This window comes from Noviherbaspirillum phoenicis (assembly GCF_047237965.1).
Taxonomy (GTDB): domain Bacteria; phylum Pseudomonadota; class Gammaproteobacteria; order Burkholderiales; family Burkholderiaceae_D; genus Noviherbaspirillum_A.
Genome location: NZ_JBDFLX010000003.1, coordinates 327,059 through 347,356, shown reverse-complemented (window position 1 = coordinate 347,356; position 20,298 = coordinate 327,059). Strand labels below are relative to the sequence as shown.

14 protein-coding genes and 1 pseudogene are annotated in these 20,298 nt (G+C 61.2%); 8 read left to right on the top strand and 7 right to left on the bottom strand.

Annotated elements, in window-relative coordinates; all coding sequences use genetic code 11:
- Positions 1 to 18: 18 nt before the first annotated feature.
- The 5 genes from ABC383_RS23815 to ABC383_RS23795 form a co-directional block, all read right to left on the bottom strand.
- Positions 19 to 1,653 (bottom strand): GMC family oxidoreductase, encoded by a 1,635-nt coding sequence (locus tag ABC383_RS23815; RefSeq protein ID WP_413017863.1) that lies wholly within the window; start codon positions 1,651 to 1,653, stop codon positions 19 to 21.
- Positions 1,650 to 2,246, bottom strand: coding sequence for a gluconate 2-dehydrogenase subunit 3 family protein (locus ABC383_RS23810; protein WP_413017862.1), 597 nt, complete (start codon positions 2,244 to 2,246; stop codon positions 1,650 to 1,652). The genes ABC383_RS23815 and ABC383_RS23810 overlap by 4 nt, the downstream gene beginning before the upstream one ends.
- A gap of 2 nt (positions 2,247 to 2,248) precedes the next feature.
- Entirely contained in the window at positions 2,249 to 3,250 is a 1,002-nt protein-coding gene (locus ABC383_RS23805) for a hypothetical protein (RefSeq protein WP_413017860.1), read from the bottom strand.
- Positions 3,250 to 5,034, bottom strand: coding sequence for a thiamine pyrophosphate-requiring protein (locus tag ABC383_RS23800; protein WP_413017858.1), 1,785 nt, complete (start codon positions 5,032 to 5,034; stop codon positions 3,250 to 3,252). The genes ABC383_RS23805 and ABC383_RS23800 overlap by 1 nt, the downstream gene beginning before the upstream one ends.
- A 563-nt stretch (positions 5,035 to 5,597) precedes the next feature.
- Positions 5,598 to 6,476 (bottom strand): NAD(P)-dependent oxidoreductase, encoded by an 879-nt coding sequence (locus ABC383_RS23795; RefSeq protein WP_413017856.1) that lies wholly within the window; start codon positions 6,474 to 6,476, stop codon positions 5,598 to 5,600.
- Positions 6,477 to 7,282: 806 nt separating this feature from the next.
- Here ABC383_RS23795 and ABC383_RS23790 point away from each other — a divergent pair.
- The 4 genes from ABC383_RS23790 to ABC383_RS23775 all read left to right on the top strand — a co-directional run bounded on the left by ABC383_RS23790 (position 7,283) and on the right by ABC383_RS23775 (position 11,721).
- A complete protein-coding gene (locus tag ABC383_RS23790) occupies positions 7,283 to 8,344 on the top strand; it encodes a glycosyltransferase family 2 protein (RefSeq protein WP_413017854.1) in 1,062 nt (353 codons plus the stop codon).
- A 325-nt stretch (positions 8,345 to 8,669) separates the two neighbouring features.
- Positions 8,670 to 9,068 (top strand): hypothetical protein, encoded by a 399-nt coding sequence (locus ABC383_RS23785; protein WP_413017852.1) that lies wholly within the window; start codon positions 8,670 to 8,672, stop codon positions 9,066 to 9,068.
- A 9-nt stretch (positions 9,069 to 9,077) separates the two neighbouring features.
- On the top strand, positions 9,078 to 10,094 hold the full coding sequence (locus tag ABC383_RS23780; protein WP_413017851.1) for a hypothetical protein: 1,017 nt from the start codon (positions 9,078 to 9,080) through the stop codon (positions 10,092 to 10,094).
- Positions 10,095 to 10,539: 445 nt separating this feature from the next.
- Positions 10,540 to 11,721, top strand: a complete 1,182-nt coding sequence (locus tag ABC383_RS23775; RefSeq protein ID WP_413017849.1) for an acetyl-CoA C-acetyltransferase — start codon at positions 10,540 to 10,542, stop codon at positions 11,719 to 11,721.
- A 57-nt stretch (positions 11,722 to 11,778) separates the two neighbouring features.
- Here ABC383_RS23775 and ABC383_RS23770 read toward each other — a convergent pair whose 3' ends face one another.
- Positions 11,779 to 13,194, bottom strand: coding sequence for a sensor histidine kinase (locus ABC383_RS23770; protein WP_413017848.1), 1,416 nt, complete (start codon positions 13,192 to 13,194; stop codon positions 11,779 to 11,781).
- Positions 13,191 to 13,868, bottom strand: a complete 678-nt coding sequence (locus tag ABC383_RS23765; protein ID WP_413017846.1) for a response regulator — start codon at positions 13,866 to 13,868, stop codon at positions 13,191 to 13,193. Before ABC383_RS23765 ends, ABC383_RS23770 begins: the two co-directional genes overlap by 4 nt.
- Before the next feature lie 230 nt (positions 13,869 to 14,098).
- Here ABC383_RS23765 and ABC383_RS23760 point away from each other — a divergent pair, with 230 nt between their 5' ends.
- The 4 genes and pseudogenes from ABC383_RS23760 to ABC383_RS23745 all read left to right on the top strand — a co-directional run bounded on the left by ABC383_RS23760 (position 14,099) and on the right by ABC383_RS23745 (position 19,944).
- Complete coding sequence (locus ABC383_RS23760; protein WP_413017844.1) at positions 14,099 to 15,082, top strand: Bug family tripartite tricarboxylate transporter substrate binding protein; 984 nt, start codon at positions 14,099 to 14,101, stop codon at positions 15,080 to 15,082.
- 531 nt (positions 15,083 to 15,613) lie between these two features.
- A pseudogene (locus ABC383_RS23755) lies at positions 15,614 to 17,122 on the top strand (CitMHS family transporter).
- A 291-nt stretch (positions 17,123 to 17,413) separates the two neighbouring features.
- Positions 17,414 to 18,286, top strand: coding sequence for an apurinic/apyrimidinic endonuclease family protein (locus tag ABC383_RS23750; protein WP_413017842.1), 873 nt, complete (start codon positions 17,414 to 17,416; stop codon positions 18,284 to 18,286).
- Positions 18,287 to 18,444: 158 nt separating this feature from the next.
- Positions 18,445 to 19,944: an argininosuccinate lyase gene (locus tag ABC383_RS23745; RefSeq protein WP_413017840.1), complete on the top strand. Its 1,500-nt coding sequence runs from the start codon at positions 18,445 to 18,447 to the stop codon at positions 19,942 to 19,944.
- The last annotated feature ends 354 nt before the right edge of the window (positions 19,945 to 20,298 follow it).

Genomic DNA, 20,298 nt, shown 5'->3' with positions numbered 1-20,298 from the left:
CTGTGCCTCCGTTGACTGTCATAGCTCGCCGCACGATGCAAGCGTCCCGATGCGGCTGGCCATGCGCAGCGCCAGCGCCTGTATAGTCAGCGAAGGGTTGACGCCGCCGCAGGTCGGGAACAGCGAACCGTCGCAAATCCAGAGATTGGGTATGTCCCAGCTGCGGCCGTCGGCGTTGACCACGCTGGTCTGGGCATCGTTACCCATGCGGCAGGTGCCGAGGATGTGGCTGGTATCGTCGCTGACCCACAAGTCCCGGCCACCCGCGGCAAGCAGCACCTGGCGCATGAAGTCCACCGCGTGCCGCTGCAGCCGCTTGTCGTTCTCCGAATAGGAAAAGGTCACGCGCGGTATGCGCAGCCCGTACTGGTCGGTTTCTTCCATCAGGTCGACCCGGTTTTCCAGCCGCGGCTCGGTCTCGGCCACCGGCACCAGGCCGGCCATGTGGTTGTACTTCATCATTTCCCGGCGCAGCGGCTCGCCCCACAGATAGCGCGCGGTCGCCACGTTCTGCGCCCAGGCACGCGGCAGAGGTCCCTGGCTCATGAACGCATAGCCGCCATGAAAATCCTTGCCTGTATCGGCATAATTCCAGTGCTCGCAGACGGCCATGTTCGGCGGCCCCTTGTACCACCGGATCTCTTCATCGAAGCAGCCCCAGACACCCGGGCCGGCATGCGTGGTCAGGTGGGTCCCGACCAGTCCCGAGCTATTGGCCAGGCCTTGCGGAAACTGCGGGCAGGCGGAGTTGAGCAGCAGGCGCGGCGTCTCGATCGCGTAGCCGGCGACCACAACGTTCTTCGCTTTCTGGAAGCGCCAGCGGCCCTCCCTGTAATAATGCAGGCCGGCCACCCGCGCATGTGCGTCTAGGTCGATGCGCCCAACCATAGCCATGTCCCTGATTTCAGCGCCGGCCCGGATCGCCCGCGGTATCCATGCCACGAGCGCGCTCTGCTTGGCGTTCGTCGTGCAGCCGAAATTGCAGAAGCCGCGGTAGACGCAGGGAGGCGACCTGCCGGCCGGCGCCGAGACGGTAGCCAGGGGAGTCGATGCCCATGCCACTCCCAGTTTTTCCGCGCCGCGTGCAAGCACCAGCCCTGAAGCGTTCATCTCGTGCTCGCGGTACGGATAGCGCCTGCGCTTCGGCCCCCAGGGATAACTGACCGGCCCGGAAATGTGCAGGGCCTGTTCCGCCTGCTCGTAGAACGGCGCCATGTCTTCATAGCTGACCGGCCAGTCATAGCCATAGCCCAGCCTGGTCCTGCATTGGAACCATTCGGGGCGGAAGCGCAGTGAAATCATGCTGAAGTGCACGGTCGAGCCGCCGACGCCGCGGCCGGAGTTATTGCCGCCGAGCGCAATCGGATCGTGGCCGCCGATGATGCGTTCGTCGGTCCAGTAGAGCTTCTGCTGCTCCAGTTCATCCGAAGCAAAGTCTTCGAGCGGCCGCCAGAACGGCCCCGCTTCCAGCACGACGACGGAGAAGCCGCATTCAGCCAGCCGGCATGCGAGCGTTGCGCCACCGGCGCCGGCGCCGACGATGGCGAAATCGACTTCCTCGTCGAGCCCGTAACCGCGCATCGGCATCCAGCCTCCGCGCCTGAATATGTCTGGCGCCCTGCCGCTTCCGGCGCGCGGCGCTTCGGCGTTCATGCTCGTTCCCTGCCTTCCCAAGGATCGCGCTCATCGAAGCCCAGGCGCACATAGCCCCGTGGGCTGGCCGGGCCGCCGAAGCCGATTTCGCTCCATGCGGCCGGGTGGGAGTAGTAGACGCCGGCTATGGTCTTGACCAGGATATCGATGAAGAAGCGCTGCGCCGGCACGCCCTGCCACAGCGCGGGATCGGCCTCGTCGTTCGCCAGCGCGGCGAGCACGGCGTCTGCGCCTTCGTTGTCGAGTTCGCGGAAGCCGGCGCCGCGCAGCCGCATCGCTTCGGCGTCGATGGCGGCCAGCCCGCGGCACCAGGCTGCGGGCATGGGCGGCATGTTGTCATGCCTGAATCCCTCGCCGCGTCGTCGGTGCAGCATGTCATCGATCCAAGGCGTGATCGGTATCGGTTCGGCGCGCTCGGGCTGCGGCAGCACCCGTGCGACGACTGCCTCCAGCAGTGCCCATTCCGCCGCCGTGAAGAAACGGCGTTCCGGGATCGCCGTCAACCGCTGCGAGAGCACCGAGCGCGTCTGGTCGTCGAAGGATGGGCTGTTCCACTTTGCGAGCACATCGTAGTTAGGATACGGCGTATTCATCGCTACCTCTCCATCCGCGCCGTTCTTTGCGCTTCCAGCAGCGACAGCGCCGCGCCGCCGGCCAGGGCCAGCGCCAGGAATGCCGGTGGCGCCGGCAGCGGCGGTCCCGACAGCAGGTTCTGGCGCGCATTGCGCCAGCCGCCCATCTGGCGCGCCACGCCATATGCATGAAAGCCCACGCCCGCGATGCCGAGCGCCGCCGTGATGTTGAGCAGCAGCCGCGCTGGCCCGTAGCGCGCTTGCGGTGAGATAACCGCGGCACGTGCCATCAGCAGCGATGCCAGGGGCGGTATGCTGACCGGCAGCCACATGCACGGGTTCTGGAATGCGCCGCGAAAGTGCAGCAGGCCGGCTTCGCCGGCCGTGCCCCCGATGCCGATCGATGTCAGTGCGGCCAGCGCGCGGCCGGCGGGTAGCCCGGACAAGCGCCTTGCCGGCGTCCTGCGCTGCCGATCGAGATGCTGCGCGGCCAGACCCAGCAGCCCGGACAGCGACAGCGCCGATGGTGCGCCGAGCGGCGCGGCGTAGAACAGGTTCATCCAGCACAAGCCGCCCGGTCGGCGCAGCAGGTTGTACACGTGGAACCCGGTTCCGGCCGCGCCGGCCATCACCGCAGTGGCGTAGGCGCCGCTTTGCATGCGCCGGTTCCGCGTCGCGGCCGCGGCCGTGGTTGCGCCGGATACGCCGGCGCCCGTCGCCATCAGCGCAGATAGTAGCGGTGCGAACATGCCCGGGTTTTCGTAGGCGCCGCGCCAGTGGCCCAGCGCGCTGTCGGCCAGCACGGACAAGCCCAGCAGGGCAGCGGCGGCATGCAGCCGGCGTTCAGGTGCCGTTACGCCGGGTACGGCATGCGGCGCCTGCCGACCCTGACGGCCCATGCGCGCAAGCTGCCGGCCAGCGGCGGCGGCGACGGCGACGAACGTGGCGAAGCCCAGCAGCGTTGCCGCGCGCGGCCTTGGGGCGATGCCGGCCGCGGCCACCGCCGGATGGGCGACCGCGTCCATTATTGCTTATCCCCCGGGAGGATCTTTGCCAGCATCTGCTTGGCGGCGCCGACAATGACGCCGCTCTCGTCGGGGTCGCCCTTCCACAGCGTGCTCATCAGGTTCTTCGCTTGCTTGAAGCTGATGTGCGAGGGCAATGGCGGCACTTCCGGATCGGTCTTGAACTCCAGTACCACCGGCCGGTCCGAAGCCAGCGCTTCTTCCCACGCGGCAGCGACGTTGTCCGGCCGGTCGCAGAAGATGCCTTTCAGGCCTATCAGTTCGCCGAAGCGGTGATAGGGCACGTCGGGGATATTCTGGGTGGCGTCGAAGCGCGGGTCGCCTTCCATGACCCGCTGCTCCCAGGTCACCTGGTTCAGGTCCTGGTTATTGAAGACGCAGACGATCCATCGCGGGTCGGACCAGCGCTGCCAGTACTTCGATACAGTGATCAGCTCGGCCATGTTATTCATCTGCATCGCACCGTCGCCGACCAGCGCAATCACCGGGCGGTCCGGATGCGCGAACTTGGCGGCAATGGCATAGGGCACGGCGGCGCCCATGGATGCCAAACCACCGGAGAGCGAGCACAACTGCCCTTCCCGGATCTTCAGGTCGCGCGCATACCAGTTCGCGCAGGAGCCCGAGTCGCTGGTGATGATGGCCCGGTCGGGCAGCCGCGGCGACAGTTCCCACACCACCCGCTGCGGATTGACGGGATTGGCGCTCTGCATTGCGCGCTCTTCGAGCGTTTTCCACCAGTCTCCCATCTGGCTGGCGATGCGTTCGCGCCAGGAAAGGTCGGTCTTGGCCTGCAAGAGCGGCAGCAGCGCGCGCAGCGTCTCGGCCGCGTCGCCATGCAGATTGACTTCTGCTGGATAGCGGACCGATAGCATGCCGGGGTCGATGTCGATCTGCACCGCGCGCGCCTGTCCCTGTTTCGGCAGGAACTCGGCATACGGAAAGCCGGTGCCTATCATCAGCAGGGTGTCGCAATGCATCATCATGTCGTAGCTCGGCTCGGTGCCGAGCAGGCCGATGGCGCCGGTCACCCACGGCAAGTCGTCCGGCAGCGCGCATTTGCCGAGCAGCGCCTTGGCTGCGCAGGCGCCGAGCCGGTCGGCCACCGCGGTTACCTCGCCTGCTGCGCCGATCGCGCCGGCACCGACCAGGATCGCGACCCGCTGGCCGCTGTTTAGCACATCGGCCGCGCGCGCCAGGTCCGCTTCATAGGGCACCATCCTGGGCCGGCTGTAGCCGATGCCGGAAAACACCGAGCCATGTTGGCGCGGCGGATCTTCCCAGGCTTCTTCCTGCAGGTCGTTTGGCAGCACCACCACCGACACGCCGTTTTCGGCGAGCGCGATGCGCATGCCGCGGTCGACGATATGCCGCACCTGCGAAGGCACTTCGGCTTCCTGCACATAGTCGGCGACGTCGCTGAACATGCGGTCCAGGTTCAGCTCCTGCTGGTAATGGGCGCCGCGCGACGTGCGCGGCGCCTGCCCGGCGATGGCGAATACGGGGACGTGGTCCATCTTCGCATCGTACAAGCCCGTGATCAGGTGCGTGGCGCCTGGGCCGCCGGTGGAGAGGCACACGCCGATCGACCCGGAAAACTTCGAATAGGCCGATGCCATGAATGCCGCCATCTCCTCATGCCGCACCTGGATGAATTCGATGTTGCCGGCCCGGTTCAACGCGCCGAGCACGCCGTTGATGCCGTCGCCGGGATAGCCGAAGATGCGGCGAACGCCCCATGCATGCAATCGTTCCACGAAGAAGTCGCTTACTGTTTTGCTCATGTTTGCCTCGCTTTCCGGAACCTGTCTCGATTAGTGGCGCACCGGGCTTGTGTATGGAAGAAATGATTCATTGCACTTGTTTGCATACGCAACGCACGCCCTGCGACCTTGCATGCAATCAGGATGGGCCCAGGCTTACAAGCGGAAGGGCGGCTGTGCTCCACGATGAGCAAGCTGGTGTGGCAATGCGGGTATCAAAAGAATCGGCTTGGCATCCTGATCTTCCGCCGGAGCGTCCTTATATATTTGTACGAACGTTCATATCGACAGCATTTGCGTCATCGAGTTCATTCACCCGAATCTGCATCGCCCACTCTGCCGGAGAAGGGGAACTCGAAAGCGGGCCTCTATGCGGACGGCCGGAAAATACGCGTTATCGCCGCCGATCCGACAATGCTGATGCGGTGCAATCTGTCGCTGTAGCACACAGTGCAACCATGCATCGCTCAAGCTTGCCTCGCCGATCATAAGCATTTGGCCCCCGGCCTGGTGGTCGTGCCCATGATGCGGGCCGGGGGGTAGTGGATAAAGGCCGGGGAGCAAACCCCGTACCGCCATCAAGATCAGGCCAGGCCGCCTCGTCGCGCAGCATTCTTCCCAAGCGCTGCCAGGTCGAGATCGGCGTCGCCCTGATCGACGGCTTCCTTCAGCACTGCCTGGAGCGCATCGCCGAACGCCAATGGCAAGCCGCGGTTCCGTCCCGCCTCGACCGCCAGGCGTACGTCTTTCTGCCCGAGCGCCAGCTTGAATCCGGCCGGGCTGTAGCGTTGTTCGGCGATCATGCCGCCGTAGCCCTTGTACACCGGCGAGCCGGCAAACAGCGTGCCGGTAATCAATTCGATAAAGCTGGCAGGTGGAATCCCATGCGCCCCAGCCAACGCAGCGCCTTCTCCCATGGCTTCGATGGCGCACGCCAGGGTCAGGTTGCAAGCCAGCTTGATCGCATTTGCCTGCTCGGGCGCTTCGCCGAAGCACCAGGTCTTCTGGCCCATCAGGTCAAGCAGCGGCTGCACGCGCTCGATCAGTTCGTCGGCGCCGCCGGCCAGAATGTTGAGCTTGCCGGCAGCGGCCACGTCGACCCGCCCCAAGACCGGCGCCGCGAGATAGCCGATGCCACGGTCCATGTGCAGAGCCGCCATCTCGCGTGCGAACGCGACAGAGACGGTAGCCATGTTGACGTGGACGCTGCCGGGCGCCATCGCGTCGAGCACGCCGCCGTCGACAAGCACGGCCCGGGTAGCGGCATCGTCGGCCAGCATGCTGAACACAATATCGGCGATGCCGCACTCGGCCGGCGTGGCAGCAGGCTTGGCGCCCTGCTGCGCAAGCGCCTGCATGGGCTGCGGGCTACGATTCCAGACGTGGACCGGCTGGCCGGACTTCAACAGCTTAGCGGCCATGTGACTGCCCATGGCGCCGAGCCCTATAAATGCGATGCTCATTGCTCGTCCTCCTTCAATTGTCAGTGTCGCGGTTGGCAGGGAATAGGGGATTAGACCAGCAATCCCGGACACTCGCAGGAAGCAAAGGTCTGACCTTGCGTTACTGCATGAAACGGTGCCCGAATGTCCGCACGTTCCAATGACTCGCAGGTGAGGTAGCGTCGCCTGTTTGCTCATGTAACCGGGCTTGATGCAGCCGTCGCGTTGCGCGAGGTCGCAGGCTAGCTCTGCTTTAACCTGGACAAACTGCCCTTCAGTTTCTGCCCGCTGACGATGAGATGGCACGCATATGGACAACATCCGGTTGCCTCTGGTGGAAACGCGGGCAGACTGTGCGTGACTGGCCTTCTTTGATTCGGAGCAAATAGGCCAGAAATGCAAACCAAGTTGCATTGGCGCTTGCCTGCAGGCGCAAAGCAGGGAATATGAGACCGCCTGTATTTGACGACATTAAACGTTGGGCTAGGCCAAAACTCACTTCGAGTCATTCAATTTTTCGGTTTAACTCGTCAATAAACCCTGCGCTTCAGGAGAATTGACTTCTCGTGTATGGAAAAGCTTTACTTTCCATTCCTTTCGCGATTCCCATAATTTTCTGATGTCGCTCAATCACTGACGAATAGTTATCATAAAGTAAATGCGCTAAGCTTTCCGAAAGCGGCGCGTTTTTTTGCTAATAGGGAAATGTTTACCGTCCTATCCTTAATTATTTGCAATATGAGCGCCCAGCTTTTTTCCTGACATGGAGGAAATCCGCAGGTCCAAATTTTCCATGTGCAATGCTTTATGAGACTTAATGGAGGCTCATGGATACTTACCGAATTGATGTCGATATTCCCCTGGAAGAAACTGTTCGGCGAGAAAATAAGCTGGCTGATCCGGCTTTATCTCCACGTCCTCTCAGCGCGCGTCCCAGCATTTCCGTGGTAGCCCCTGCATATAATGAACAGGAGGTCCTTCCGGAATTTTATCTGCGCGTCACCAAGGTATTGGCAGCTACAGGCATGCCCTATGAAATCGTTCTGGTCAACGATGGCAGCTGTGATCAAACGCTTGCGTTAATGCATCAGCTAAGAGGAAACGATCCACACCTTACTGTGGTTGATCTGTCCCGTAATTTTGGCAAGGAGATAGCATTGACGGCAGGTTTGGACCATACCTACGGCGACATTATCGTCATTCTTGACGCGGATTTGCAGGACCCGCCGGAACTGATCCCGCAAATGCTCGAGGGTTGGTACGAGGGCTATGACGTCGTCTACGGCGTGCGTACGCACCGTGACGGGGAATCTCTGACAAAAAAGGCAACCGCGAAATTATTTTATCGCCTGATCCAGCATGTCAGCCGGGTAAGGATTCCCAAAGATACGGGAGATTTTCGCCTGATGACACGGCGCGCGGTGGAGGAACTGCGAAAACTTCGCGAGGAACACCGCTTTATGAAGGGCTTATTCGCCTGGATAGGATTTCCGGCGAAACCCATGTATTACCGGCGTGATGCACGAGTTGCGGGTAACACCAAATGGAATTACGCCGGCCTCTGGAATCTGGCAATGGAAGGTATTACCTCGTTTACGGTAGCCCCATTGAAGGTCGCAAGCTATACGGGGTTTGCCGTAGCGCTTACCGCCATGCTCTACGGCATATACGTCATCTGGAAAGCCATGTTTTTCGGTAACCCGGTAAAAGGCTACCCTTCCCTGATGGCGGTCATATTGTTTTTGGGAGGCATACAACTTATGTCCATTGGAATCTTGGGGGAGTATATAGGCAGGATATTCCACGAAGTGAAGGGGAGGCCGCTTTACCTCGTGAATCGCTTGCTGCAATCCTCCCTCCAGGAAAAAGAGATTGGTAGGCCGGAATAAAGCACTGTAATCGGGAACTGATTTCACGGATTGCTGGGATTCAAGAACTAAAGCTGCTGCGGAATTGAGCTCTTCAGATGATGAGAGTGGCATGCGTCACAAAACAGCGTCTTGCGACTGAGTGGCGTTTCCGAAAATTTCCCTTTGACGAAAGCCGCTAAGCCCGAGCATTGCGAACAGGAGATAAATGTCGGGAAATTTAATTGCAATCCAGGCAATGCCGTCCCTCAGAAAACACATGAAAGAGGCGGGCAGCATCCATGGTGATGAATGTCTTTAAAAATTTGGAGTTCATTTCATCATCTTTGTCAATATTTCCATACAGATGACCCGAGGCCTTAGGAAAAAAGAAGAAAATTCCATCCCTTTTGGCATTGATTTCGTTTTTGCTGCAGTAATTTTGGCCTTGGTCTTTGCAGTGGCAAACGACAAGCAGTTTGCGACGGATGGGGCATTTTATTTCATAAGGATTTTGCAGGAAAAGGATTTCACTTACACGGACTGGCATAGACAGTTTTCAAACTATCTGTCGCAATGGCCGCTGGTATTAAGTTTGCAGCTTGGCATGAATAATCCAGGATTTCTGAAAACGATCTTTGGTGCCGGCTTTCTCCTTCCTTACTTTGTAGCTTATTTGATTGCACGGTGGCAGACAAGCAGAGGGGTGCCGCCAATTTTTCTGTATTCCTATATTTTTGCACTGGTGGCAATTACCCTTTCGTGAGACTTTGTCTTGTATGGCGAACATCAGTTGGTTCTGCCCCTGACGTGGCCCATCCTTGGATACCTGCTTCATCCAAAAAATTTTCCGGTTTCCAGTTTATGGGTTCCCGTCGTCTTTTCCTTCTTCATGGTCCTGACCTATCAGCCCGTCGTTGTTGTTTTTACTCTTTTTTTCATGGTGCTGTTCGTCTCTTGTCAAAAGGAATTTGCTTTTCGTCGCGAAGCGATGGATGAATACAAGATGGTCGGGTTGTTGCTGTGTATTTTTTGGGCGATTGGCATTGCAGTTGCGTTACACGGGATTCTATTTCCCAGGTCCCTGGAAAATCGAAGTTCTTTCATTGCCGGGATTCACTACACTGCATTAAATCCTGTTCTGCAGACTACGCTGGCTTCATTGGCGGGATTTCTGATCTATCTGCGCTTTCCGAGAACCAGGCCGATACTGGTTGGCATCGGCGTCATTGCGGGAATCTACATATGGCATTACCGGTTCAGCCTGTTTAGCGCATACATCAGCTTCTCTTCTCGCGCACTGGTACTGTTGCTTTTGCCGCTCCTTGTCCTGGTTACAGCGTGGGCGGTCAAGAACTTTTCCATGTCACGCGTTCGCAGCTCAGGGTTCGCCGCGTTCATGATGCTGCCGGTACTGGCCAACATTGCAAGCACCAATGTGTGGCATGACTTTAGCGAAAAAGTCAGGGCGGTCGCCGTGTGCGGTCGTACTGAATTGGTGCCGGCATCCGAGCATCGACTCAATTCCCATCCCGCAAGCTGGAGCTGGACTTTTCCATCTCTGAGTATCGCGCTTGGCAGTCCGAATGTACGATCACTGCTCGAAAACGCAAACGGTACCTGGCAGCCGTTCGACCCGAAATCCACTCGTCCAATACCTGAGTTCGCTGGTTATGCTCAAAACTCGCCAGGCGATAAAGAGCGTCTCTCGCCCCAAGCGTCAGACAAATTGCCGGCAATGTGCGGTAAAAATGGCTTTCTATGGCTGCAATATGCATCGCCTCAATCGTAAGGCTGGCCCGTTACCAGGTTGCACCGCCAAATACTTACCCGAGCTAACGGAGCCAGGCTGTCCTTCGGCGCCAGCGATGCATTACTGTCCTTGCAGCACTCCCATGTGTGCACCGCGCCGACTGGTGGATGCCTGCTTTCGACTCGGGCATGATTGGCCGGATCGCAAAAGGTATTGCGCGGTGCATCCCGATGTCTGACTGTCGGGAGTAACGGATAGCCGGTCCGCCCGAAGGTGATAAGGTGGTTTTCAGCGAGGTGGCCGGCGTAACGCGCATGATGGTGTTTTGCTTACCGGATGACGACGGCGTTCGCCTTTACCGTGCGGCATCGGCAGCGCCAGGTTTCCCGATGCGTTACCCTGATCGTCCGCGGGACGTATCGTCCGGCGCCATGGATGACAGGATCGAAAGAATCTTTGCAAACTTACAGAAAAGGACAATGTGATGGCCCAAGCATATATCGTGGCCGCCGTCAGGACCGCCGGCGGCAAGCGTGGAGGCCGGCTGTCGGGCTGGCATCCGGTGGATTTGGCAGCCCGGGTGCTGGACGAACTGGTGGACCGCACCGGCATAGACCCGGCGCGTGTCGAGGATGTGATCATGGGCTGCGTCAGCCAGGCGGGCGAGCAGTCCACCAACGTGGCGCGCAATGCGGTGCTGGCTTCGAAGCTGCCGGAATCCGTTCCCGGCACCTCGGTGGACCGCCAGTGCGGGTCCTCGCAGCAGGCTCTCCATTTCGCAGCGCAGGCAGTGATGGCCGGCAGCATGGATGTCGTGATTGCCGCCGGCGTGGAAAGCATGTCTCGGGTGCCGATGTTTACGCCCAGCGCGCTGCCGCAGAAGAACGGCCTGGGCTATTACATGAGTCCGAATATCCGGCGCCGATATGAGGGTGTGCCGGACTTCAGCCAGTTCATGGGCGCGGAGATGATAGGCAGGAAATACCAGCTCTCCCGCGACGATGTCGATGAATATGCCTATCACAGCCACCAGCGCGCGATCGCAGCCACCCGCGAGGGCCGCTTCGACGACGAGATCCTGCCCGTGGAAGTGCGTACCGCGGACGGCGCCGGCACGGCCGAGATGCATACGGTCGACGAAGGCATCCGCTTCGACGTCACCCGCGAGGGCATAGGCGGCGTGAAGCTGCTGCAGGAGGGCGGCATCATCAGCGCGGCCAACGCCAGCCAGATCTGCGACGGCGCCACCGGCGTGATGGTGGTCAGTGAAAAGGCGCTGAAGGAGCTGGGCCTGACGCCGCTGGCCCGCATCCATCACATGACCATGATCGGGCACGATCCGGTCATCATGCTGGAAGCACCGATCCCGGCCACAGTCCAGGCATTGAAGAAGGCCGGCCTGCGCATCGATGACATCGACCTGTTCGAAGTCAATGAGGCGTTCGCGCCGGTGCCCCTGGCCTGGCTCCAGGTCACTGGCGCCGACCCGGAGCGGCTCAACGTCAATGGCGGCGCCATTGCGCTGGGCCACCCGCTGGGCGCTTCAGGCACCAAGCTGATGACCACCCTGGTGCATGCCCTCGGGAAGCGCAACAAGCGCTATGGCCTGCAGACCATGTGCGAAGGCGGCGGCATGGCCAACGTTACCATCATTGAGAGGCTGTAGGCCGGCAAGCAATGCCGGGCGTTCGCTAGCCCGGCACTGGGGGGAACCTGGCCGCCTTCACGCCGACGGTGGAAATCTCACGCTGGCTTTGAGTCCCCCAAGCCTGCTGTCGCCAAGCGTGATCTTAGCGCCATGCATATTGACAATGTCGCGCACGATGGTCAGTCCGAGACCGGCGCCGGCACTGTTGACCTGCTGCGCACCCGGCGCCCGGTAGAAAGGCGCAAACACCTGGCTGCGTTCCTCTGCCGGAACGCCTATGCCGCTGTCTTCCACTTCCAGCAGCGCCGTGCCGTCGGGCTCGCGCGCGACGCGTACTGCCAGCCGCCCGCTCGCGGGTGTGTAGCGGACCGCGTTATCCACCAGATTGGCCACCAGCTCATGCAGCAGCAAGGCATTGCCGGTGAGCTTGACTTCTGTTTCGGCGTCGACCGACAGGTCGATTTCCTTCTTCACCGCCGCCATTGCCAGTTCCATGCATACCTGAAGCGCCAGTTCATTGAGCAATACGCCGGCATGCATCTCGTCGGCCGAACCATGCTCCGCGCGCGCCAGCGTCAGCAGGCGGTTGGCCAGCTGCACGGTGGAATCGGTAGTCCGGGCAATGCCTTCGACAACTTCCCGTATCGCCCTGGGTTCCTGCGCCCGCAATGCCAGTTCCGCCTGGGTTTTCAACACCGTGAGCGGCGTGCGCAGCTGATGCGATGCGTCCGCCATGAAACGGCGTTGCCCCGCGATCAGCTGCCGCAGCCGGTCCATGTAGCCATTCATCGCGTGCACCAGCGGCCGCACCTCGCGATGCACCTGCGCCGGGTTGAAGTCGGACAGGTCGCTGGAACTGCGCGAGGCAACGTCCTCGGTGAGCAGGGTGAGCGGGCGCAGCACGAAGCGCACTGCGAACCACGACAGGATGGCCACCGTCAGCACCAGCGCAGCCTGGCGCCACAAGGTATCGACGAGTATCTTGCGTGACAGCACATGGCGGGCTTCCAGCGACTCGCCCACCTGGATCAGGGCGATGCCGCGCATCGTGTCGTCGTACACCGGCTGCAGCAGGGCGGCCACGCGCACCGGCGTGCCACGATAGGTGGCGTGATAGAAGCGCACCAGGGCCGGATAGATTTCCGAGCGCTTGATCCCGGCCGGCACCGGCGGCAGGTCTTCATAGCCCGACACAAACTCCCCGTGTATGCCGGTGACTTTGTAGTAGAGGCGGCCCAGGCTATCGGTTTCGAAACTGTCCAGCGCCACGTAAGGCACGTTGACGGTCACCCGGCCATCGACAACGGCAACCCGCTCGGCCAGGGCGCGGGTGGAGGCCAGCAGGGAACGGTCATAGGCGAGGTCGGCTGCGTCCAGCGCATTGTGATAGGCCGACACGGAATTGATGAGCACCAGCAGCACCAGCGGGAACAGCAGCCAGCGCAGCAGCGCGCCGCGCAAGCTGCCGAGCCGCTGTGCCGGTGCGCTCACTGCTGTTCCTGCAGCAGATAACCGAGGCCGCGCAATGTCGTGATCACGGCGCGCCCCTCCTGCACCGACTCCAGTTTCTTGCGCAGCCGGTGGATGTAGATCTCGATCGCATCCGGCCTGGCGTCGTCATCGAGCCGGAACACTTCGGCAAACAGCTTGTCCTTGGCAACGACGCAGCCAACGCGGGTGATCAGGGCTTCCAGCACCGCATATTCGCGCGGCGTCAGCGACAGGGGCGCGTCGCCGTAGTGGAACATCCGCGACACCGTGTCGAAGCGCAGCGCGCCGCAGCGCAGCGTCAGTGCCTCGTTGCCCTGGCTGCGGCGCAGCAGCGCCTTGACCCGCGCTTCCAGTTCGCTTAGGTCGAAGGGCTTGGCCAGATAGTCGTCGGCGCCCAGGTTCAGGCCCTGCACCCGCTCCGCCAGGCCGCCACGCGCGGTCAGGATCAGGACCGGCGTCTTGCTGCCGCGCCCGCGCAGCCGCTTGAGCACCTCAAGCCCATCCATCTTGGGCAATGTCAGGTCGAGTATCACCAGCGCATACTCCTGGGTGCGCAGCAGGCTGTCGGCCGCATCGCCGTTGACCGCAAATTCCACCGTCAAGCGGGCATCCTGCAGCGCCTGGCCTATCCAGCGCGACAGTTCCAAATGATCTTCAACCAGCAAAATACGCATGGGACACAGAATCTGAAAGGAAGTTGAAAGGCAAACCGTCGTATGGTTTACCGTTAACAAAAAACCGCCGGGAAAAGACCTTATCATGCGCCGTGCCGTGCGCGCTGACCGCCGTTATTTGCAAATCGGTAGCGTGACTGCGGCATGCCGGCTTCCCGGTTTCGCCGCGTAACCCATGTACAAGGCCGGAAAACATGCGATCCACAACATCTACAAGGCCTTTTCAGTCGATGCGCCAACTGCCGAGCAAGGTCTGGCGCGCCTGCCGCAGCGGCGGTTGCGCCCGGCTGCTGCCGCCCGTGCTGTTGCTGGTCTGCGCTCAGGTCTATTCCGCGGAATGCATTGTACCGTCCAAGCCTGGCGGCGGCTTCGACCAAACCTGCAAGCTGGCCCGCAAGGCACTGGAAGGGCAGGTCCTGTTTCGCCTTTCCTATATGCCGGGCGGCATCGGCGCGGTCGCATGGAGTTCCATCGTCTCGCAACGGCAAGCCGAGCCCGACACCCTGGTTGCCTTTTCCGGCGGCTCGCTGCTGAATCTGGCTTTGGGTAAATTGGGCCGGTCGTCCGTCTCCGACGTGCGCTGGGTGGCTGGCCTGGGCATGGACTACGGCATGGTCGCGGTCAGCGTCGACTCGCCGTATCGGACGCTGGGCGAACTGATGACGGCCATGCGCCGCGATCCCGGCGCCGTCACGATCGGCGCCGGCGGCACCATCGGCAGCCAGGACTGGATCAAGATTGCGCTCCTGGCAAAGCAGGCGGACATCGATCCCAGGAAGCTTCGATTCGTCGCCTTTGAAGGCGGCGGAGAATCGATTACGGCCTTGCTGGCCGGGCATGTGCAGGCGGTGTCGGGCGACGTCTCGGAAGCCTCGCTGCACGCCGTGGCGGACCGCATCCGCGTGCTGGCAGTGCTGTCGGACAAGCGCCTGCCCGGCCCGCTGGCGCAAGTGCCGACAGCGCGCGAGCAGGGATTTGATCTCAGCTGGCCGATCATCCGGGGCCTGTACATGGGAGGGCAGGTGGACGATGCGGATTATCGCCGCTGGGTCAGCCGGTTTGAGCGCATCATGGCCGACAAGTCATTCGACCGGCTGCGCGAAGACCATGGCTTTTATCCCTTTGCGCTGACCGGGGCGCAACTGACCGATTACGTAACCAGGACCGAGGAGTATTACCGGCGCAAGGCGGTCGAGCTTGGTCTGGTGCGCTAGGTCCGTACCCGCCCTGCGTTGACGTTCGGACAACCAACTCTCCTGATTCGCGGCCATTGCGAACCCGACATGCCGGACGCCGAGCCCTGCGTTCGCGCAGACGGCGCCGCGCCGGCGAACGCAACATGGCCTGGCACGGAAGACCGGCATCCGACGGATGGCCGGCTGACAAGGTCAAAAAATCAGCGGGTTGAAAGGAAAGTGAAAGCTGGGGCAGCGTATCGTTCGCCTACAAAATCACCACAGACGAGACGACATCATGCGCACCGCCCCAATTTCATCCCGCTAGATTGCCGGCTTCCGGAAAGTGCCGCAAGTCCTGGGCGCTGATGCACATCGTGCATCAGCGCCCGACATCTGGCTGCGAATGCCGGTCCTCAGGATCTCCTCGCTGCCAGCGCTATATGCCTCACTGTATGAACAACAAGAGAAGCGCTTGGTCGTTCCATACGCGGGCTCCTGTAAACCTGTTTCAAATGAGCTTGTCTGCGCCAGACATGGGCAGACCATCCTTGTGCAAGGAGATTCAAGATGTTGACCGTGCTGGCCTATTCAATGGTCGTCGTTTTCATGTTTCTGATCATGACCAAACGCCTGCCGGCGCTGGTGGCCCTGATCATCGTGCCGATCGCGTTCGGCCTGATCGGGGGCTTCGGCAAGGAACTCGGCCCGATGATGCTCACCGGGATCAAGAACCTGGCGCCTACTGGCGTCATGCTGATGTTCGCCATTCTCTACTTCGGCGTGATGATCGATGCCGGCCTGTTCGACCCGGCCGTGCGCAGAATCATCAGGCTCGTCGACGGCGACCCGATGAAGATCGTGGTCGGCACCGCCGCGCTGGCCATGGTGGTGTCGCTCGATGGCGATGGCGCCACCACCTACATGATCACCGTATCCGCCATGCTTCCGCTCTACAAGCGCCTCGGCATGAGCCGTCTTGTTCTGGCCTGCGTGATCATGCTGGCCGGCGGCGTCTTCAATATCCTGCCGTGGGGTGGTCCGACCGCGCGTGCCGCCAGCGCGCTGGGCGTGGAGGTCAGCGACATCTTCGTGCCGATGATTCCTTCGATGATCGTCGCGGTGGGCTGGGTGCTTTTCGTTGCCTACATTCTGGGCAAGAAGGAGCGCAAACGCCTAGGCGCGGTCAGCCTGCCAGCCGAAGCGCATGCCGGCGCCACGGCGAATGTGACGGTTCTGCAGCCGCCAGCCGCCAGTGAGGCAGTGGCAGGGCAGAGGGATGGCACCACCGGCCGGTGGACCGCTTATGCAGGCGCGACCGAGCCCCAGGCCAACGTCGTCCCGGTCCAGGTCAGGCAGCAGGAAGCCAAACCCGCCGTGACTGACCTGGCATCGGCGCCCGGCGGCGGCATGGAATCCTAGGTCACGGCGTCGGACCCGTGCATCGCACGGCCCAGGCTGATCTGGGTGAACTTCCTGCTGACCGTTGTGCTGCTGGGGCTGCTGATCATGGGCGCGCTTCCGCTTCCGGTATTGTTCATGATCTTCTTTGCCATCGCGGCGATGATCAATTATCCGAAGCTGGAGCAGCAGAAGGAGCGGCTTGCCGCGCATGCGGCCAATGTGCTGCCGGTGGTGTCGCTGATCTTCGCAGCAGGCATCTTTGTCGGCATCCTGCAGGGCACCAAGATGGTGGACGCGATCGCCACCAGCGTCATCGCCGCCGTGCCGGCCTGGATGGGCCCCTACCTGGCGATCGTCACGGGCTTCCTGAGCATCCCCTTCACCTTTTTCATCTCCAATGACGCCTTTTACTTCGGCGTGGTGCCGATTCTCGCCAAGGCGGCCGCCGTGTATGGCATCAGCGCTGCGGAAATCGGTCGCGCAGCCATCATCGGCCAGCCTGTGCACCTGCTCAGCCCGCTGGTGGCATCGACCTACCTGCTGGTAGGCATGTCCGAGGTCGAGTTCGGCGACCACCAGCGTTATACGCTGATCTGGTCGATCACGGCTGCACTGGTGATGCTGCTGGCATCGCTTGTTTTCGGCGTTATTCCGTTCGTGGGCCACATTCATTAGAAGACCACGCAAGGCGGGGATTGCGGCATTCGCAGAGCAATAGCAATGGAAATGGATATGGCAGGCCAGCCAGCCTCTTCGCCTGTCTGGCTTGTCTGACCGGTGCCGTCGATTTCTTGCGGCGTTCGGCGAGATGCCTGCCCACGGAAGTGTATGTCCACTGGATTTCAATTTTCAGCATTGCCACATGCAGCATTAGGGCATGCCAAATCTCGCCCGGCCAGGCTGATACCTTGAACCAATGCACTGTTTCGCCATCGAATCGGCATTGCTCCCTATTTCGACTGCGACATGGATTCCCAACTCGGCCTGGTTTGCATCACCCATTCGGAAGAGGTGCGTTACCGCACCATCACGCGCACGCGTTTGCTGCAACTGGAGCCGGAGCAGCAGCGGCCGCGCCTGGAAAGCCTGTATCGTGAAAATCTCGCCCGCCTCAATACGGCGATCGACTACTGCGAACGCGAGCAAATTTCCCTTTACCGCATGCCTTCATCGCTCTTTCCGTTTTTCGACGAGGAAGTAGGGCGCAGCGCAATGACATCGTTGGCGGACGAGGTCGCTCAGACGGGAGCGCGGGCTCTTGCGCGAAACACACGGCTGGTGATGCACCCGGATCAGTTCGTGGTGTTGAACTCGGATTCGCAAAAGGTGGTGGACAACAGCATCAAGATCCTGCAGATGCATGCCGATATCATGGACCTGTTGCAGCAGCCGCGGTCTCCCTGGGCGCTGCTTGAAATCCATGGCGGGAAGTCGGGGCGGAGCCGGGAACTGGTGCAGGCGATTGCCCGGCTGCCGGAGGCCATCCGCTGTCGGCTGGGTCTGGAAAACGATGAATATGCCTATGGCGCCAGCGACATCCATGCCATCTGTATGGAATCCGGCGTGCCCATGATCTTCGATGCGCATCACCACGTGGTGCACGAAGGCCTGTCCAGCTATGAGGATCCGAGCATCGGCGAGATGCTGGGCAAGGCGCGTGAAACATGGGCCAGGCCGGAACACCAGTTGGTGCATATTTCAAACGGCCGGACGGCTTTCGCAGACCGTTCCCACGCCGACCTGATCGAGGTGATGCCCTCCGCCTTTGGCAGCGTGCCGTGGATCGAGATCGAAGCAAAGCACAAGGAAGTCGCGATCCGCAGGCTGCGGGAAAGCTGACTGCGCGCAGGCCGCCCGCCTGCGACTTTCATGCGGATCATGTTGTCTACTAGAATAGCGACAGAAGCAGTTCAGAGCGATCTGGCTTCTTCGGCTGCATTGGTTGACTTCATACTAAAAATTACGCTTCCCTACAAAAATCCCTTACCGCAGAAGCCATGCTCAAATCAACAGTATTTCCTACCGCCTTACTCCTGCTTGCACATGCAGGCTCAACCTTTGCCCAGCAGGCAGAGAACCGCGACGCCTTTTACTGGATCGGTCAAATCAACAAGGCCTCGGCTGTCATCAATACCGATGAAGGGCTGCTGGACAAGTCGCTGTCACCCAAGGTCGCGGCGGGCATCGCCACCGTGCTGGAACAAGGCAACCAGGCTGGCGGCAAGCGTCCTTCAACGGTCATCACCTTCGAGCCACTGCTGATCAAGGCCGCCGGCCCGGAGGTGACCTTGATCCATGCCGGCCGGTCCAGTCAGGACATGCTGTCCACGGTGCGCGCCGCTGAACTGCGGGATGAAGCTCTCAACCTGGCCGAGCAGCTCAACCGGACTTCGATCGCACTGGTTGGCCTGGCGAGAAAGAATGTCGGCACCATCGTTCCCAATTACACGAATGGCGTGGCAGCACAGCCCAACAGCTATGGCCACTATCTCTTGGGCCACGCCGCGGGACTGGAGCGCGACGCACAGCGCTTGCGCGAAGCGTATGCGCGCCTGGACCGCTCGGCAATGGGCACCACCGTGCTGAACGGCACCAGCTGGCCGCTCAACCGCAAGCGCATGGCCGACTACCTGGGCTTTTCCGCAATCGTCGACAACGCCTACGACGCCGCACAATTCAGTCCCGTGGATGCGCCGGTCGAAATGGGCAGCATCGTGGCCAGCATTGCACTGCATACCGGCAGCTTCGTCGAAGACGTGATGACCCAGTATGCGCAGCCGCGTCCCTGGATGCTGCTGCAGGAAGGCGGCGGCAATACCTATGTGTCGAGCGCCATGCCGCAAAAGCGCAATCCGGGCCTGCTCAATTCAACACGGCAGACCGCGTCCACTGCGATCACGCTCTCCATGGGCCCGCTGATCCGGGCGCACAACATCCCACCGGGCATGTCGGACGCAAAGGATGGCCGCGCGAACGGCGAGATGCTGCGCAGCGCTACCAGCACGCTGCAAGGATGGGAAAAGGTGCTGAAGGCACTGGTCATCAATCCGGAGCGCGCGCTGGAGGAACTGGATAGCGACTGGACCGCGTCGCAGGAACTGGCCGACGTGCTGATGCGCAAGTACAAACTGCCTTTCCGGATCGGCCATCATTTCGCCTCCGAGCTGGTGGATTATGCCAAGTCGAAAAACATCAAACCCAGCGCGTTTCCGTATGCAGAAGCCAAGCGCATCTATGCCGAGGCGGTCCACGGTTACAGCACTGATCCGCTGCCGATGAGCGAGGACGAATTCCGCGCAACGCTGGATCCGGTCGCCATCATCAAGCACCGCACCACCGTAGGCGGTCCGCAGCCGGTGGAAATGGAACGCATGCTTGGCGCTGCAGACCAGAATCTGGCGCAGCAAGGCGAATGGATCAAGGCAAACCGCACGAGGATAGACTCATCGCTGGCCCGGCTTGACAACGACTTTGCCAAGCTGCTGAAGAACCGTTAACTGCCATCGGCGCACGTCCGCGACCAGTGCCGGGTAGTTAGGCCTGGCGGCGGACGTGTGGTACGACGAGGTGGTCGGGTCAGATGACGCTGCAGGAACGGGGTGTTGCCCGTGCCCGCTTATGCCAGGGAGTTGTTTGGCTAAGCGCCTTTGGAGCGCACGATGCATGCGACAGCCATCCGCCGCGCGGCATGCGCTGCACTGAATATGGCAGGCAAGTCTGTGGCGCAACTGGTGCCACGGTGTTGCGCCAGCGATGTTTCCGCGTGAAAAACCTGTCCGCATTGAAGCGCCGGGCACTTGACGCGCCTCAGTTATATCCGGCGACAAGGGCATACCATTTTCTTTTTCGCA

What these genes read in the sequence shown, in the direction of transcription:
- ABC383_RS23815 (WP_413017863.1), bottom strand. Translation starts at nt 1,653, where the DNA reads ATGAACGCCGAAGCGCCGCGCGCCGGAAGCGGCAGGGCGCCAGACATA.
- ABC383_RS23810 (WP_413017862.1), bottom strand. Translation starts at nt 2,246, where the DNA reads ATGAATACGCCGTATCCTAACTACGATGTGCTCGCAAAGTGGAACAGC.
- ABC383_RS23805 (WP_413017860.1), bottom strand. Translation starts at nt 3,250, where the DNA reads ATGGACGCGGTCGCCCATCCGGCGGTGGCCGCGGCCGGCATCGCCCCA.
- ABC383_RS23800 (WP_413017858.1), bottom strand. Translation starts at nt 5,034, where the DNA reads ATGAGCAAAACAGTAAGCGACTTCTTCGTGGAACGATTGCATGCATGG.
- ABC383_RS23795 (WP_413017856.1), bottom strand. Translation starts at nt 6,476, where the DNA reads ATGAGCATCGCATTTATAGGGCTCGGCGCCATGGGCAGTCACATGGCC.
- ABC383_RS23790 (WP_413017854.1), top strand. Translation starts at nt 7,283, where the DNA reads ATGGATACTTACCGAATTGATGTCGATATTCCCCTGGAAGAAACTGTT.
- ABC383_RS23785 (WP_413017852.1), top strand. Translation starts at nt 8,670, where the DNA reads ATGACCCGAGGCCTTAGGAAAAAAGAAGAAAATTCCATCCCTTTTGGC.
- ABC383_RS23775 (WP_413017849.1), top strand. Translation starts at nt 10,540, where the DNA reads ATGGCCCAAGCATATATCGTGGCCGCCGTCAGGACCGCCGGCGGCAAG.
- ABC383_RS23765 (WP_413017846.1), bottom strand. Translation starts at nt 13,868, where the DNA reads ATGCGTATTTTGCTGGTTGAAGATCATTTGGAACTGTCGCGCTGGATA.
- ABC383_RS23760 (WP_413017844.1), top strand. Translation starts at nt 14,099, where the DNA reads ATGCGCCAACTGCCGAGCAAGGTCTGGCGCGCCTGCCGCAGCGGCGGT.
- ABC383_RS23750 (WP_413017842.1), top strand. Translation starts at nt 17,414, where the DNA reads ATGGATTCCCAACTCGGCCTGGTTTGCATCACCCATTCGGAAGAGGTG.
- ABC383_RS23745 (WP_413017840.1), top strand. Translation starts at nt 18,445, where the DNA reads ATGCTCAAATCAACAGTATTTCCTACCGCCTTACTCCTGCTTGCACAT.